Source organism: Streptococcus oralis (assembly GCF_016028255.1).
GTDB classification, from domain to species: Bacteria; Bacillota; Bacilli; order Lactobacillales; family Streptococcaceae; genus Streptococcus; species Streptococcus oralis_AC.
Window position 1 is genome coordinate 1,360,525 of sequence record NZ_CP065707.1, and the last position, 15,348, is coordinate 1,375,872.

A 15,348-nucleotide genomic window follows, 5' to 3' on the forward strand; every position below is an offset into this window, starting at 1 on the left:
GCTTTCGCTTTCTAATCCTCTTTACGCATAAAATAGAGGAGAGTTTGGAGTTCGCTTGTCAAATCGACATACTGAACGACTACATCTTTTGGAAGGTGGAGATGGACGGGTGAAAAACTAAGAATACCTTTTATACCCGCATCGACCAAAAGATTGGCAACTTCTTGTGATTTAACACTTGGAACAGTTAGGATAGCAGTTTTGACATCTGCTTCTTTGATCTTTTCTTTAATCTGAGAGATGCCATAGATTGGAATCCCGTCAGGTGTCTGGGTGCCAACTTCTGGATGGTCATCTAGGTCAAAGGCCATGATAATTTTCATCTTGTTGCGCTCATGGAAGCGGTAGTGGAGAAGGGCATGCCCCATATTTCCAATTCCAACCAACATAACATTAGTAATCGAGTTATCATTTAGGAGATCAGCAAAAAACGTCATCAATTTTTTGACATCATAACCAAAACCACGACGACCTAGTTCGCCAAAATAGGAGAAATCTCGACGGACAGTCGCAGAATCGATACCGATAGCCTCTGCAATTTGCTTAGAGTTGGCACGTTCGATTTTTTCTGCATGAAATCTCTTGAAAATTCGATAGTAAAGAGAGAGTCTTTTTGCTGTTGCTTTTGGAATAGCAGACTGTTTATCTTTCACAAAATCACAACCTTTCTATTCTTCTATTTTATAGAAACATTGTGAAAAAATCAACAAAAACAAGAAAAAACTAAGAGAATTCTTAGTTTTAATCTGAAAAATTAGTTTGTGATAAAAAACGGTAGAGATCGCCAACTAATCCTTGATAAATCACTTTATCATTCAGTGTTAAGGAGCTGATTAGGAGAGTGTCGGGCAGGGTCACACAGCCTGATAGGGATAACATGAGTTCTTCGTAATCAGCAAACTCAAGTGTACGTTCTACGTGATAGTTATCTTTATAAGTCAAACGAAACATAGCCAATCATCTCTCTTCTTTTGTGAAGATTCCGCGTTCTACAAGACTGTCCATGAGGAAGTAGAATTTCTCTTGGTGGATATGGTGTTCTTCAGATTTAAAGATATTGACCAAACGAAGACCTGATTTGTCAGTGATATTAATTTTAACACCTGTAAGCTCTTTGTTGATGATAATTTTTAGTAGGAAACCTTCACCACTATTAGGAACTTTTTCAAGTAGACGAGTCAGTTCATAGTTTCCTACCTTTGTTTCAAAGAAAGTATTGTCTTTTAGTGTGAATTTTTTTACAGATGGACTAAGTGTATAGTCGTAGCGGCAGTTTTGTAGTTTAATGGTTTTTTCGAATGCCATTAGGTTAATCTCCAATAATATTTTTTAAGGTTTGTGCCAGTTGTTTCAGTTCCTCATCAGTATTAAGAGGGGACAGACTGATACGGACAGACTCTTTTAAACGATGGGAATCCGCTCCATAAAAAGCTTCTAGGACATGGCTCGTTTGCACAATACCAGCAGTACAGGCTGAACCAGTTGAGATTGAAATTCCTTCCAGGTCTAACCGAAGCAAGAGTAAGTCATTTTTTTGACCAGGGAAGCCAATGTTGAAAACATAAGGAAGTTGGTGTTTGCTTTCGTTGAGATAGTAGTTGAGACCTGCAATTTCTCCTAGAAAAGCAGATTTTAATCCCTCTAGTTTTTGGTAATGCTCAGCCTGATGATCCAAGTCTTCTTTGAGGGCAGCAACCATACCGACTATGGCAGCAAGGTTTTCTGTTCCAGCCCGTTTCTTTTGTTCTTGATCGCCACCGTGAAGGTAAGAGTCAAAGTCCACAGACGAAGCGTAAAGAAAGCCGATTCCTTTTGGCCCATGGAATTTATGGGCAGAAGCACTGAGGAAATCAATTCCTAATTTTTCAGGATGGACAGGGATTTTTCCGATAGCTTGAACAGCATCAACATGATAAGCAGCAGGATGCTCTTTTAAAATATGTCCAATTTCAGCGATAGGTAAGAGACTGCCCGTTTCATTATTGGCATACATAGTAGAAACTAGGATGGTATCGTCACGTAAGGCTTCTTGAATCTGCCCCGCTGTAATCTCTTGATTTACTGGTTGGATAATGGTCACTTCAAAGCCAAAATGTTGAACTAGGTAATCGATAGTCTCAAGCACGGAATGGTGTTCAATAGCTGTCGTGATGATGTGTTTTCCACGTTCTTGATGACGGAGACAATAGCCGATGATAGCGGTATTGTTACTTTCTGTACCGCCAGATGTGAAAAAGATTCGTTGTGGCTTGGTTCCAAGTAAGTGAGCCAACTCCTGACGGGCTTCACGGAGCAGTTTACCAGCACGGCGGCCATGACTGTGAATACTTGAAGGATTCCCATGGGTTTCCTGCATGACCTTGGTCATTGCTGTTATGGCTGTCGCTGACATAGGAGTAGTAGCAGCATTGTCCAAATAAATCAAAGAATCACCTTATTTCTTTTTGTTGTATGCAAAGAGTGGGCTGACTGGTTTTCTTTCGTGGATGCGGACGATCGCATCACCGATCAATTCGCTAGCGGTAATGTAGCACACATTTTTCGGAGTTCTTTCTTTTGTGGCTACTGAGTCTGTCACAAGGATTTCTTTGATGTTAGTAGCATCAAGAAGATCAGCAGCGCCTTCTACAAAGAGACCATGACTGGATACCGCATAGATTTCAGTTGCACCTTCACGCTCAACGATTTTTGCCGCTTCTGAGAAAGTACGGCCAGTGTTTAGGATATCATCAATTAAGATAGCCTTCTTGCCCTCAACATCTCCAATGATATAACCTTGGCTCCGCTCTGAGTCATCTTGAGCATAGTCGATGATTGCGATTGGTGCATCTAGGTATTCGGCTAAGCTACGAGCGCGCTTGACACCAGAGTTTTTAGGACTAACAACAACCACATCTGGTCCAAGTAAGCCCTTGTCACAATAGTGTTTAGCAAAAAGAGGAATTGTATAAAGATTGTCCACAGGAATGTCAAAGAAACCTTGAACCTGAACAGCGTGGAGGTCAAGCGTTAGAACACGACTTACACCAGCCTTGACAAGCATATTGGCAACTAGTTTTGCAGTGAGGGGTTCGCGAGAAGAAGCGATACGATCCTGACGAGCATAACCAAAGTAAGGAAGGACAACGTTGATACTATGAGCACTTGCACGTACACAAGCGTCAACCATGATCAACAACTCCATTAGGTGGTTGCTAACGGGGTAGCTGGTTGACTGGATGATGTAAACATCGTAACCACGGACACTTTCTTCAATATTGACCTGGATTTCACCATCAGAAAATTGGCGAGAAGATAATTTTCCGAGAGGTACACCAACTGTATCCGCAATCTTTTGAGCGATTTCTGGGTTAGAGTTTAGGGTGAAAAGTTTCATGTTGTTTCTATCTGACATTATAGACCGTCCTCTGTAAACTTTGTGAATCTCCTTTGAGAAAGTTCTGTTTTTCAAAGGGAGATTCTTTTATTTTTATCTTTTCTATTCTACCAAAAAAAGGAGATTATTTCAGCTTTTTTTCATGCTTTTAATAAAACGAATTAATTTTGAAGGAGCTTTTTGGTAAGTGATATTATTTTCTGAAAGAAATTGCTGAAAATCTCGTTTTCCTTTCTCGTGGTCAGTAACTTCTAGCTCCAGTTCGTAGTCTGTATGATCAAAGTAGTGGCTTTCATCTAGTGCCATTAGACCAATCGACGTTTCCATTTCGTAACGAATAGTTGCAAGACAACCCAGAACAAACCAGTCTTGGCTTTCAATACCAATCTTAGCAAGTTCCTCTAGAACAAGTCCTTGAGGAAGTATTTGTTTTTCTAGGTAAGATTCAGCCTCTGGAAGATTCAGTTTCTGATTGTATTCCATATTTCCTACAATTTGTGGCACCTTCAAGGTCAACTCCGCCCAATCTGAAAAGGTGCGAATGCGCATGGCAACCTTTTTTTCACGCAATTGAAAATCAGGTGTATCAATGTAGTAGTTTTTCTGAAGGACGGGTTGGATATGGGAAAACTGTTCTTTTAAATGATCGTAATCCTCTTTTTTCAGTAGTGTTTTCAGTTCAATTTCTAAATGTTTCATTTTTCTAACCTTTTTTCTATCTTTGAAAGCGATTTATGGTATAATGGACAATGTATTTATTGTATATGATTGTAGTGAAAAAATCAAAAATTTTCAACAACACAATCACATACCAAAAGGGAGAAAATATGACCATAGAATGGGAAGAATTTTTAGATCCTTACATTCAAGCTGTTGGTGAATTGAAGATTAAACTTCGTGGGATTCGCAAACAGTATCGTAAACAAAACAAGCATTCTCCGATAGAGTTTGTTACTGGACGGGTGAAGCCGATTGAAAGTATTAAGGAAAAAATGAATCGCAGAGGTATTGGCTACGATACTTTGGAGCATGACTTACAGGATATCGCGGGTTTGCGGGTCATGGTGCAGTTCGTCGATGATGTTCAGGAAGTTGTTGCGATTTTACGCAAACGCCATGATATGAGAGTAGTACAGGAACGTGACTACATCACGCATCGGAAGGCTTCGGGCTATCGTTCTTATCACGTGGTTGTCGAATACACGGTTGATACAATTAACGGGGCTAAGACGATTCTGGCGGAAATTCAAATCCGGACTTTAGCCATGAATTTTTGGGCTACGATTGAGCATTCGCTCAATTATAAGTATCAGGGGGATTTCCCAGAGGAGATCAAGAAACGTTTGGAGATTACAGCTAGAATTTCTCATCAATTGGATGAAGAAATGGGGAAAATCCGTGATGATATTCAGGAAGCACAGGCTCTCTTTGATCCTTTAAGTAGAAAACTAAACGACGGTGTAGGAAATAGTGACGATACAGATGAAGAATACAGGTAAACGAATTGATCTGATTGCAAATAGAAAACCCCAGAGTCAAAAGGTTTTGTATGAGCTGAAAGACCAGTTGAAAAAACATCATTTTATACTCAACGACACCAATCCTGACATCGTCATATCAATTGGTGGGGATGGGATGCTTTTGTCTGCTTTTCACAAGTATGAGAATCAGTTAGATAAAGTTCGATTTATTGGCGTACATACAGGACACTTGGGATTTTACACAGATTATCGCGATTTTGAGTTGGATCAGTTGGTTACCAATCTCCAACTGGATACTGGTGCCAAGGTTTCCTATCCTGTTTTGAATGTCAAGGTGACACTTGAAAACGGAGAAGTTAAGACCTTCCGTGCATTAAACGAAGCCAGCATCCGCAGGTCTGATCGCACCATGGTTGCGGATATCATTATTAACCACGTTCCGTTTGAGCGATTTCGTGGAGATGGTGTGACTGTTTCAACCCCGACTGGAAGCACTGCTTATAACAAGTCCTTGGGAGGAACTGTCTTGCATCCTACTATTGAAGCCTTGCAACTGACTGAAATTGCGAGTCTAAACAACCGAGTTTATCGAACACTTGGTTCTTCGATAATCGTTCCGAAGAAAGATAAAATCGAGCTTTTACCGACTCGTAATGACTATCACACGTTATCGGTTGACAATAGCATCTATTCTTTCCGAAATATAGAACGGATTGAGTACCAAATCGACCATCACAAGATACACTTCGTAGCGACGCCAAGTCACACTAGTTTCTGGAATCGCGTCAAAGATGCCTTCATCGGCGAGGTGGACGAATGAGGTTCGAATTTATCACAGATGAACATGTCAAAGTCAAAACTTTTCTGAAGAAACACGAGGTTTCTAAAGGACTGTTGGCTAAGATAAAGTTTCGAGGTGGGGATATTCTGGTCAATGATCAACCTCAAAATGCAACTTATCTCTTAGATGTTGGAGACAGGGTTACCATTGATATTCCAGCAGAGGAAGGCTTTGAAACTCTTGAAGCCATTGATCGTCCTCTAGATATCTTGTATGAAGATGACCATTTTCTGGTTTTAAATAAGCCTTATGGAGTTGCTTCCATCCCCAGTGTCAATCACTCTAATACCATTGCAAATTTCATCAAGGGCTACTATGTCAAGCGGGAATATGAAAACCAGCAGGTTCATATCGTGACTAGGCTTGATAGAGATACTTCTGGATTGATGCTCTTTGCCAAGCACGGCTATGCTCATGCACGTTTAGACAAGCAACTGCAACGAAAGTCTATCGAAAAACGTTATTTCGCTTTGGTTAAGGGCGATGGGTTTTTGGAGCCAGAAGGGGAAATTATTGCCCCGATTGCGCGTGATGTGGACTCCATTATCACGAGACGGGTCGCCAAAGGTGGGAAATACGCTCATACGTCTTACAAAGTTGTAGCGTCTTATGGAAATATTCACCTAGTCGATATTCGCCTGCATACTGGTCGAACTCATCAGATCCGAGTGCATTTTTCTCATATCGGCTTTCCTTTGTTGGGAGATGATCTCTATGGTGGCAGCCTAGAAGATGGTATTCAACGCCAGGCTCTGCATTGCCATTCCTTATCCTTTTATCATCCCTTCTTAGGGCGTCAGCTGGAGCTGGAAAGCCCTTTGCCAGATGATTTTAACAATCTTATTATTCAGTTATCAACTAATACTCTTTAAAATCTATTTTGAGTATAATTAATTATCTTAAAGGAGAAACTCATGGAAGTTTTTGAAAGTCTGAAAGCCAGTTTAGTTGGCAAAAATGCTCGTATTGTTCTACCTGAAGGGGAAGAACCACGTATCCTTCAAGCAACAAAACGCTTAGTAAAAGAAACGGAAGTTGTTCCTGTTTTGCTTGGAAACCCTGCAAAAATTAAAATTTATCTTGAAATCGAAGGGATCATGGATGGTTATGAAGTGATTGATCCACATCATTATCCTCAATTTGAAGACATGGTGGTTGCACTCGTAGAACGTCGTAAAGGAAAAATGTCGGAAGAAGAAGCACGTCAGGTTTTACTAGAAGATGTCAACTACTTTGGTGTTATGCTTGTCTATATGGGCTTGGTAGATGGAATGGTATCAGGTGCTATTCACTCAACAGCTTCAACAGTTCGTCCTGCTCTTCAAATTATCAAAACGCGTCCAAATGTAACTCGTACTTCAGGAGCTTTTCTTATGGTGCGTGGTACAGAACGTTACTTGTTTGGTGACTGTGCCCTTAATATTAATCCTGATGCAGAAGCTTTGGCTGAAATTGCTATTAACTCTGCAATTACTGCCAAAATGTTTGGGATTCAACCCAAAATCGCTATGCTAAGCTATTCTACAAAAGGTTCTGGTTTTGGTGATAGTGTTGATAAGGTGGTTGAAGCAACTAAATTAGCACACGATCTACGTCCAGACCTTGAGATTGATGGGGAATTGCAATTTGACGCAGCTTTCGTCCCAGAAACAGCAGCACTAAAAGCTCCAGGTAGCAATGTAGCAGGTCAAGCAAATGTCTTCATCTTCCCAGGTATCGAAGCAGGAAATATCGGCTACAAAATAGCTGAACGTCTAGGTGGTTTTGCAGCTATCGGTCCCGTTCTACAAGGATTGAATAAACCAGTCAACGACCTATCACGTGGATGTAACCCAGATGATGTTTACAAATTGACTCTCATCACAGCAGCTCAGGCGATCAATCAATAAAGAAATGGAGTCTCTTCCTCTAGTAGAAGAGGCTTTTTTAGCACAAAGAAAAGGACAGTTAGAAGCTTCTATGTTATACTAGATATATGTTAGATTTGAAAGAATACGGTGTTGACATGTGGACGGAGGAGAAGATTTCCTCTTTCCGCGAGAAACTCCTCAACTGGTATGATGAAAACAAGCGAGATTTGCCTTGGCGGAGAAGTAAAAATCCTTATCACATCTGGGTATCTGAAATCATGCTCCAGCAGACCAGAGTGGATACAGTTATTCCCTACTACGAACGATTCTTGGACTGGTTTCCAACTGTGGAAAGTTTGGCTAATGCGCCTGAAGAGCGTCTGCTAAAAGCATGGGAGGGGCTGGGCTATTATTCCCGAGTGCGTAATATGCAGGTTGCGGCTCAGCAGATTATGGCTGACTTTGGTGGTCAATTTCCAAACACCTATGAAGGAATTTCCAGTCTGAAAGGGATTGGTCCTTATACTGCGGGAGCAATTTCCAGTATCGCTTTTAATTTACCCGAGCCAGCAGTTGATGGCAATGTCATGCGAGTTTTGTCTCGCTTGTTTGAGGTTAATCATGATATCGGAGTTCCCAGCAATCGAAAGATCTTCCAAGCTATGATGGAAATCTTGATTGATCCAGAACGGCCAGGTGACTTTAATCAAGCCTTGATGGACTTGGGTTCTGACATAGAGGCACCAGTTAATCCTAGACCAGAAGAAAGCCCTGTTAAGGAATTTAGCGCAGCCTATCAGAATGGCACAATGGATATTTATCCGATTAAAGAACCCAAGAAAAAGCCTCTCCCAATCTATCTCAAGGCTTTGGTTGTGCGCAATGGCCGCGGTCAATATCTACTTGAGAAAAACGAAAGTGAGAAACTGCTAGGTGGTTTTTGGCATTTCCCCTTGATAGAAGTAGAGGAGTTTTCACAGGAAGAGGAACAGCTGAATCTATTTGCTCAGGTCGCTGAAAAAAGCGTTGCTTTCGGTCCAACACCCCAAGAAAGTTTTGAGCAAGATTATGATTTAGAAGTTGATTGGTCCCATCAAGTATTTGATCAAGTCAAGCATGTCTTTAGTCATCGGAAATGGCATATTCAAATCCTAGCGGGTCAGGTGACAGAATCAAAACAGTTTTCTGACAGAGAAATTCGCTGGGTTTCTTCTCAGGAATTTTCTGATTATCCATTTGCTAAACCTCAACAAAAGATTTGGCAGGCTTATAAAACAGTTCTTGAAGATGAGGGCTGGAATTAGCCATTTGTGCCTTCTTTACATTTTTTTGTTATAATAGATAGAGAAAAGGTGAACATATGAAAAAAATATTAGTTGTAGATGATGAGAAACCAATCTCAGATATTATTAAGTTTAATATGACCAAGGAAGGTTATGAGGTTGTAACGGCCTTTAACGGTAGAGAAGCTATCGAGCTATTTGAGGCAGAGCAACCAGACATTATTATCCTAGACTTGATGCTACCTGAAATTGATGGTTTAGAAGTAGCCAAAGCCATTCGTAAGACGAGTAGTGTGCCTATCATTATGCTCTCAGCCAAGGATAGTGAGTTTGACAAGGTTATTGGTTTGGAGTTAGGTGCAGATGATTATGTCACAAAGCCTTTCTCAAACCGTGAATTGCAGGCGCGTGTCAAGGCATTACTCCGTCGTACAGATCTCGCTTCAGCTGATAGTCAAGAGTCTGATGAAAAGAAATCCCAACCCCTACAGATTGGCGATTTGGAAATTCTGCCGGACGCTTACGTAGCCAAAAAATATGGTGAGGAATTAGAGTTGACTCATCGTGAGTTTGAGCTCTTGTACCACTTGGCTTCCCATATTGGACAAGTCATTACTCGTGAACACTTACTTGAGACTGTTTGGGGCTATGATTATTTTGGTGATGTTCGTACAGTAGACGTGACCATCCGACGTTTGCGTGAAAAGATTGAAGATGCTCCAAGCCGTCCAGAATACATCCTAACACGTCGTGGTGTGGGGTACTATATGAGAAATAATGATTGAAGATATTAGACAAACGATTCTGACCAGTGATTTTATCTTTATTTTGATTTTGCTGGGCTTTATCTTGGTGGTCACCTTGCTATTGCTAGAAAATCGCCGTGATAATATTCGACTAAAGCAGATTAATCAAAAGATTAAAGATTTAATTGCAGGAGATTATTCTCGAGTTTTGGATATGCAGGGAAGCTCTGAAATTACCAACATCACCAATAACCTCAATGATTTGTCTGAGGTCATTCGTTTAACGCAGGAAAATCTGGAGCAAGAAACAAAAAGGCTTAACAGTATTCTTTCTTATATGACAGATGGAGTTCTTGCAACCAATCGCCGTGGTCAGATTACTATGATTAACGATATGGCTAAGAAACAGCTGGGTATCGTAAAAGAAGAAGCATTGAACAAAAGCATCCTCGAATTGCTTAAGATAGAGGAAGAGTATGAACTGCGTGACCTCATTACACAGATTCCCGAATTGATGATTGATTCCCAAAATGCTAATGGAGAATATCTTAGCCTTCGTGTGCGTTTTGCACTCATTCGTCGTGAGTCTGGATTCATCTCTGGTTTGGTTGCCGTTTTGCACGATACGACCGAACAGGAGAAGGAGGAGCGCGAACGGAGACTCTTCGTGTCCAATGTTAGCCATGAGTTGAGGACTCCTTTGACGAGTGTTAAATCTTATCTTGAAGCCTTAGACGAGGGAGCCTTATATGATCCTGTTGCTCCTGATTTTATCAAGGTTTCGCTTGATGAAACCAACCGTATGATGCGGATGGTGACAGATCTCTTGCATCTCTCTCGTATTGATAATGCGACCACTCAATTGGATGTGGAATTGATTAATTTTACAGCCTTCATCACCTTTATCCTCAATCGTTTCGATAAGATGAGGAGCCAGGATGAAGAGAAAAAATATGAGCTGGTTAGAGATTACCCAATCAATTCAGTTTGGATCGAAATCGATACTGATAAGATGACCCAGGTGATTGATAATATTCTCAACAATGCCATCAAGTACTCACCAGATGGTGGAAAAATCACTGTCAGCATGAAAACTACTGATGACCAGATGATTTTATCCATAAAAGACCAAGGTCTAGGTATTCCAAAGCAAGATTTGCCGAAGATTTTCGACCGTTTTTACCGTGTGGATCGCGCAAGAAGTCGTGCTCAAGGTGGAACTGGTCTAGGTCTAGCTATCGCCAAGGAAATCATCAAACAACACAATGGCTTTATTTGGGCCAAAAGTGAATACGGTAAGGGCTCAACCTTTACCATAGTGCTCCCTTATGATAAGGATGCCGTAAAAGAAGAAATATGGGAGGACGAAATAGAAGACTAGAATGAGTGAAATAGGCTTTAAATACAGTATTTTAGCATCAGGTTCCAGTGGAAATTCCTTTTATCTGGAAACCCCAAAAAAGAAAATCTTAGTGGATGCAGGCTTGTCTGGTAAGAAAATTACCAGTCTCTTGAGTGAAATCAACCGCAAACCTGAGGATCTGGATGCGATTTTGATTACGCATGAGCATTCCGACCATATTCATGGAGTCGGTGTATTGGCTCGTAAGTATGGTATGGACCTTTACGCTAATGAGAAAACTTGGCAGGCTATGGAAAATAGCAAGTACCTCGGCAAGGTGGATTCATCGCAGAAGCACATTTTTGAAATGGGTAAAACCAAAACCTTTGGTGACATCGACATCGAGAGTTTTGGTGTTAGCCATGATGCAGTCGCACCTCAGTTTTATCGCTTTATGAAAGATGACAAGAGTTTTGTCATGTTGACCGATACAGGTTATGTTAGTGACCGTATGGCAGGGATTGTCGAGAATGCTGACGGTTATCTCATCGAGTCCAACCACGATGTGGAAATCTTGAGAGCAGGTTCTTATGCTTGGCGACTCAAACAGCGAATTCTATCGGATATCGGTCACCTTTCTAACGAAGACGGTGCTGAGGCCATGATTCGTGCAATGGGAAATCGAACCAAGAAAATCTATCTTGGTCACTTGTCCAAAGAGAACAATATTAAGGAGCTGGCTCATATGACTATGGTCAACCAGCTAGCACAAGCTGATCTGGGAGTCGGAGTTGACTTTAAGGTTTACGACACTTCTCCAGATACCGCAACACCATTGACAGATATATAGACTGGAAATGAAATGAATGGAAAAAGAAAAAGTAATAGGTTTTTTAAAATTTTCGGATTTTAATGTTGAAAAAGGATGTAAAAAAAATCATTTTGAGAAACTGATAGATGGTGAACTCTTTTTTGCCAATTATTCATGGTTTGGAGAAAATGGTACAAAAGCACAGATGGCAAAAGAAGGAAGTGCTGAAAGAGTTGAATTTTTAAAAGTTGCCGGAAGTTCTGTAACGATTAATCCAAGATATTCAATGGTAAATCCTATTGGAATAAAATATAAGAGTTCTGAAGAAATTATAATTAATTCTACAATGCTATATTCCTTAAGAGAAAGAGATTTAGTTAAAAAGGATAAGGTGAAAGAGATTATGAGTACACTCTTCCCAGATAGTGATGTTGTTATCTATCCTGAAGTTTATAAAAAAAAAGACGAATCAAAAAATCATTATGAATTCGATAAAATTAACATCAAGTTTCAAAGTGATAGTGCTAATTGGAAGATATGTTGTTTTGTCATGATTACTGAGAATGATATAACACTAGATAGAAAATTAAAAACGGAGTTTTTGGAATCTTTAAAAAAAAGAGATTCAGAAAGAGGAAGTATAGCTTATGATGAAAATGAGAAAGAAAGACCCTGGATAATGTTGCCACCACCTCTTTTAGGTAAACTATTTCGAAAGTATCCCAATCTTAATTGTGGGCCAATAGAGTATTATGCAAGGGATAAGTATCCTTTTACTATTAATCAAATTAAACAAGACCCAAACTATTTAATACTGGCAAAGGAAGATTCTTATAAAAATCAAAAAGAATTTAGGATTTTTGTTGGAGGACCAAATAATAGCTTTAGTTCAATTGAGGGCAATATATTAAAAATTAATTGGCGGAAAAACATTACTTATGGGACAAACTTTAAAAAACTTGAGAATACGACTCTTAATGCTAATTATAGATAATTTATTTTTTGTAATACCATTATTTAAAATTTAATAGCGTCTTTTCTATTGGGGAATTCAAGATAACAAAATTTAATTTTGATAATACGAGGTTCAAAAAAGTTTTCGTAATCCTAAAAACGCATAACATCAGGTGCTTACCGCTCTGATGTTATGCGTTTTTTCGTGAACATACTTATTAGATTAATACTCATTTAAAATCAAAAAGAGCAGAAATTTTCACCGAGCAAACAGATATATTATATTTTTTGCTAAAAACCTTTCGTTGATCTTCTAGAATACAGTAGAGTACATTGATTAGCTGGTAAAATTCCAAGGTAATACTTGGACCACGATATTTCTTAAACAAGTCTGTTAACAAAAAAGTGCACTTTGATTTTAATTTGAGTATAATTTCAAAAAGTTGAATTATCACCCAGCCTTTTACAATCCTGCGAAATCTTTGATTTCTTGTGCTGACATTGCAGAGTCGCAACGGACTTTGATTTGGCCATCTGCAACATGAACAAATCCTGGAACAGTCGGGATTCCATAGCGTGAACGGAAATCTTGTAAGGCTTCCAACTGACTTGGTTCTTCACTGTTGATGAAGTAGATGTGGGATTTGGTTTCAGCTACAACGCCAGCCAAAGTACCGGCAAATTTACGGCAGTAAGGGCAAGTTTTGCGACCGATAAAGAAGGTCGCAGTTTCGTTTTTATCAAGAGCATCTTGCGCACGCGCAACTGTAGTGACTTCAAGGTCTTTGATGTTTTCTAAAAATTGTTCCATGAGATTACCTCGCTTTCATTGATAAGTCTAGTATGCCATAAAGTTTCCAAAAATGCTTAGATTTGATACGAAAAAAAGATGAGATTGGTTGGTCTCATCTTATATAGATTTTTATTTTACAAAGGCATTGATTTCTGCTTCGATGTTGGCAATCTTAGCTTGTGAATCTTCGTTGCTTTCACCCACAACGGCAATGTAGAATTTGATCTTTGGTTCTGTACCTGAAGGGCGAACGGCAATCCATGAACCGTCAGCAAGTGTATATTTCAACACATCACTTGGAGGAGTTGTCAAGTTTGTAACAGTACCGTCAGCAGCAGTAGCAGTTTGAGCCTTGAAGTCTTCTACGACAGTGATAGCTGTTGTGTTCCATTCTTTCGGACCATTGTCACGGAATTTAGCCATAATCGCTTTGATTTGCTCAGCTCCATCAACCCCTGAGAGAGTTACAGAGATAGTCTTTTCAGCGTAGTAACCGTACTCTTTGTAGATTTCTTCGATACCGTCAGCAAGAGTCAAGCCGCGTGAACGGTAGTAGGCAGCAAGCTCAGCAACGACAAGAACGGCTTGGATGGCGTCTTTATCACGTACGAATGGTTTAATCAAGTAACCGAAGCTTTCTTCAAATCCCATCATGTAAGTGTGATTGTGTTTTTCTTCGAATTCTTGAATCTTTTCAGCTATAAATTTGAAACCAGTCAAGACGTTAAACATAGTTGCGCCGTAGCTTTCAGCAATCTTCGTTACCAAGTCAGTTGATACGATAGACTTGCAGAGGGCTGCATTTGCAGGAAGTGTTCCAGCGTTTTTATGGGCTTCCAAGATGTATTTAGCCATGATGGCACCGATTTGGTTACCTGAAAGGTTGAGGTAGCTACCATCTTTTTGAAGAACTTCGACACCGACACGGTCAGCGTCAGGGTCAGTTGCGACAAGCACATCAGCACCAACTTGACGACCAAGTTCTTCAGCAAGTGCAAAGGCTGCTTGGTTTTCTGGGTTAGGAGATTTAACAGTTGAGAAGTCAGGGTCAGCAGTTGCTTGCGCTTCAACAACTTGAACAGAGTCAAATCCTGCTTGGGCAAGAGCACGACGAGCCAACATTTCACCAGTACCATGAAGTGGTGTGTAGACAATCTTCATGTCTTTACCAAATTCTTCGATCAAGGCTGGGTTGATGTTAACATCTTTGACCTCTTTAAGGTATTCTACATCAACAGCTTCACCAATGACTTCAATCAAGCCAGAAGTTTTTTCAGCCTCCACATCAGCAACTTCAACTGCGAATGGATTTTCGATTGCACGGATGTAAGTCGTCAAAGCATCTGCATCGTGAGGAGGCATTTGTCCACCGTCTTCACCGTAAACCTTGTAACCGTTAAATGGAGCAGGGTTGTGACTGGCAGTAATCATGATACCTGCGAAACAGTTGAGGTGACGAACAGCGAATGAAAGTTCTGGAGTTGGACGGAGGCTTTCAAATACGTAAGATTTGATACCATGTTTTGCAAGAACTGCAGCAGATTCAAAGGCAAATTCTGGAGAGAAGTGGCGGCTATCGTATGCAATCGCCACACCGCGTTCTTTTTCATTTCCACCTTTTGACTCAATCAAACGAGCCAAACCTTCAGTTGCTTGGCGGACAACATAGATATTGATGCGGTTTGTACCAGCTCCGATCAATCCACGCATACCAGCAGTACCAAATTCAAGATTGGTATAGAAGGCATCTTCCTTTGTTTTTTCATCCATATTTTCCAAATCTTGACGAAGGTAGTCTGGAAGGTCAGCAAAATCGACCCATTTTTGATAATTTTCTTGGTAAGTCATAAAGTGTCTCCTTTTTTGTAAAT

General features: G+C 40.2%; 17 protein-coding genes. 9 read left to right on the forward strand and 8 right to left on the reverse strand.

Annotation, left to right across the window (positions count from 1 at the left end; all coding sequences use genetic code 11):
* Nucleotides 1–11: 11 nt before the first annotated feature.
* From I6G42_RS06635 to I6G42_RS06660, 6 genes are all read right to left on the reverse strand, one after another.
* Nucleotides 12–653 (reverse strand): redox-sensing transcriptional repressor Rex, encoded by a 642-nt coding sequence (locus tag I6G42_RS06635; RefSeq protein ID WP_000653419.1) that lies wholly within the window; start codon nt 651–653, stop codon nt 12–14.
* Nucleotides 654–741: 88 nt separating this feature from the next.
* Nucleotides 742–951: a DUF4649 family protein gene (locus tag I6G42_RS06640; protein ID WP_038805649.1), complete on the reverse strand. Its 210-nt coding sequence runs from the start codon at nt 949–951 to the stop codon at nt 742–744.
* A gap of 6 nt (nt 952–957) precedes the next feature.
* Entirely contained in the window at nt 958–1,305 is a 348-nt protein-coding gene (locus I6G42_RS06645; RefSeq protein ID WP_000863520.1) for a DUF1831 domain-containing protein, read from the reverse strand.
* Nucleotides 1,306–1,309: 4 nt separating this feature from the next.
* Nucleotides 1,310–2,425, reverse strand: a complete 1,116-nt coding sequence (locus I6G42_RS06650) for a cysteine desulfurase family protein (RefSeq protein ID WP_038805194.1) — start codon at nt 2,423–2,425, stop codon at nt 1,310–1,312.
* 9 nt (nt 2,426–2,434) lie between these two features.
* A complete protein-coding gene (locus I6G42_RS06655; protein WP_038805195.1) occupies nt 2,435–3,394 on the reverse strand; it encodes a ribose-phosphate diphosphokinase in 960 nt (319 codons plus the stop codon).
* Between the two features lie 111 nt (nt 3,395–3,505).
* Nucleotides 3,506–4,075 (reverse strand): CYTH domain-containing protein, encoded by a 570-nt coding sequence (locus I6G42_RS06660; RefSeq protein ID WP_038805196.1) that lies wholly within the window; start codon nt 4,073–4,075, stop codon nt 3,506–3,508.
* Nucleotides 4,076–4,203: 128 nt separating this feature from the next.
* Here I6G42_RS06660 and I6G42_RS06665 point away from each other — a divergent pair, with 128 nt between their 5' ends.
* The 9 genes from I6G42_RS06665 to I6G42_RS06705 all read left to right on the forward strand — a co-directional run bounded on the left by I6G42_RS06665 (nt 4,204) and on the right by I6G42_RS06705 (nt 12,724).
* Nucleotides 4,204–4,875 (forward strand): GTP pyrophosphokinase, encoded by a 672-nt coding sequence (locus I6G42_RS06665; protein ID WP_038805197.1) that lies wholly within the window; start codon nt 4,204–4,206, stop codon nt 4,873–4,875.
* Nucleotides 4,859–5,677 (forward strand): NAD kinase, encoded by an 819-nt coding sequence (locus I6G42_RS06670; RefSeq protein WP_038805198.1) that lies wholly within the window; start codon nt 4,859–4,861, stop codon nt 5,675–5,677. The genes I6G42_RS06665 and I6G42_RS06670 overlap by 17 nt, the downstream gene beginning before the upstream one ends.
* The gene (locus tag I6G42_RS06675) at nt 5,674–6,570 is read left to right on the forward strand and encodes an RluA family pseudouridine synthase (protein ID WP_038805199.1); all 897 of its coding nucleotides are present in this window, start codon (nt 5,674–5,676) and stop codon (nt 6,568–6,570) included. Before I6G42_RS06670 ends, I6G42_RS06675 begins: the two co-directional genes overlap by 4 nt.
* 42 nt (nt 6,571–6,612) lie before the next feature.
* On the forward strand, nt 6,613–7,587 hold the full coding sequence (gene pta / locus I6G42_RS06680; protein WP_000451592.1) for a phosphate acetyltransferase: 975 nt from the start codon (nt 6,613–6,615) through the stop codon (nt 7,585–7,587).
* Nucleotides 7,588–7,673: 86 nt separating this feature from the next.
* On the forward strand, nt 7,674–8,852 hold the full coding sequence (mutY, locus tag I6G42_RS06685; RefSeq protein WP_038805200.1) for an A/G-specific adenine glycosylase: 1,179 nt from the start codon (nt 7,674–7,676) through the stop codon (nt 8,850–8,852).
* Between the two features lie 56 nt (nt 8,853–8,908).
* Nucleotides 8,909–9,616 (forward strand): response regulator YycF, encoded by a 708-nt coding sequence (gene yycF, locus I6G42_RS06690; RefSeq protein WP_038805201.1) that lies wholly within the window; start codon nt 8,909–8,911, stop codon nt 9,614–9,616.
* Entirely contained in the window at nt 9,609–10,958 is a 1,350-nt protein-coding gene (gene vicK / locus I6G42_RS06695) for a cell wall metabolism sensor histidine kinase VicK (protein ID WP_000568724.1), read from the forward strand. The genes yycF and vicK overlap by 8 nt, the downstream gene beginning before the upstream one ends.
* Nucleotide 10,959: 1 nt before the next feature.
* On the forward strand, nt 10,960–11,769 hold the full coding sequence (locus tag I6G42_RS06700) for an MBL fold metallo-hydrolase (RefSeq protein WP_038805202.1): 810 nt from the start codon (nt 10,960–10,962) through the stop codon (nt 11,767–11,769).
* Between the two features lie 16 nt (nt 11,770–11,785).
* A complete protein-coding gene (locus I6G42_RS06705; RefSeq protein ID WP_125415224.1) occupies nt 11,786–12,724 on the forward strand; it encodes a hypothetical protein in 939 nt (312 codons plus the stop codon).
* Between the two features lie 423 nt (nt 12,725–13,147).
* Here the strand turns inward: I6G42_RS06705 and I6G42_RS06710 are convergent, their stop codons facing one another.
* Both I6G42_RS06710 and I6G42_RS06715 read right to left on the reverse strand, forming a co-directional pair.
* Entirely contained in the window at nt 13,148–13,495 is a 348-nt protein-coding gene (locus I6G42_RS06710; RefSeq protein WP_038805205.1) for a thiol reductase thioredoxin, read from the reverse strand.
* Nucleotides 13,496–13,606: 111 nt separating this feature from the next.
* Nucleotides 13,607–15,325, reverse strand: coding sequence for a phospho-sugar mutase (locus I6G42_RS06715; protein ID WP_038805206.1), 1,719 nt, complete (start codon nt 15,323–15,325; stop codon nt 13,607–13,609).
* Nucleotides 15,326–15,348 lie beyond the last annotated feature (23 nt).

Coding starts and splice junctions, on each gene's coding strand:
- I6G42_RS06715 (WP_038805206.1), bottom strand. CDS start 15,325: ATGACTTACCAAGAAAATTATCAAAAATGGGTCGATTTTGCTGACCTT.
- I6G42_RS06670 (WP_038805198.1), top strand. CDS start 4,859: ATGAAGAATACAGGTAAACGAATTGATCTGATTGCAAATAGAAAACCC.
- I6G42_RS06710 (WP_038805205.1), bottom strand. CDS start 13,495: ATGGAACAATTTTTAGAAAACATCAAAGACCTTGAAGTCACTACAGTT.
- I6G42_RS06655 (WP_038805195.1), bottom strand. CDS start 3,394: ATGTCAGATAGAAACAACATGAAACTTTTCACCCTAAACTCTAACCCA.
- I6G42_RS06660 (WP_038805196.1), bottom strand. CDS start 4,075: ATGAAACATTTAGAAATTGAACTGAAAACACTACTGAAAAAAGAGGAT.
- yycF (WP_038805201.1), top strand. CDS start 8,909: ATGAAAAAAATATTAGTTGTAGATGATGAGAAACCAATCTCAGATATT.
- I6G42_RS06705 (WP_125415224.1), top strand. CDS start 11,786: ATGGAAAAAGAAAAAGTAATAGGTTTTTTAAAATTTTCGGATTTTAAT.
- I6G42_RS06700 (WP_038805202.1), top strand. CDS start 10,960: ATGAGTGAAATAGGCTTTAAATACAGTATTTTAGCATCAGGTTCCAGT.
- vicK (WP_000568724.1), top strand. CDS start 9,609: ATGATTGAAGATATTAGACAAACGATTCTGACCAGTGATTTTATCTTT.
- I6G42_RS06675 (WP_038805199.1), top strand. CDS start 5,674: ATGAGGTTCGAATTTATCACAGATGAACATGTCAAAGTCAAAACTTTT.
- I6G42_RS06640 (WP_038805649.1), bottom strand. CDS start 951: ATGTTTCGTTTGACTTATAAAGATAACTATCACGTAGAACGTACACTT.
- pta (WP_000451592.1), top strand. CDS start 6,613: ATGGAAGTTTTTGAAAGTCTGAAAGCCAGTTTAGTTGGCAAAAATGCT.
- I6G42_RS06665 (WP_038805197.1), top strand. CDS start 4,204: ATGACCATAGAATGGGAAGAATTTTTAGATCCTTACATTCAAGCTGTT.
- mutY (WP_038805200.1), top strand. CDS start 7,674: ATGTTAGATTTGAAAGAATACGGTGTTGACATGTGGACGGAGGAGAAG.
- I6G42_RS06645 (WP_000863520.1), bottom strand. CDS start 1,305: ATGGCATTCGAAAAAACCATTAAACTACAAAACTGCCGCTACGACTAT.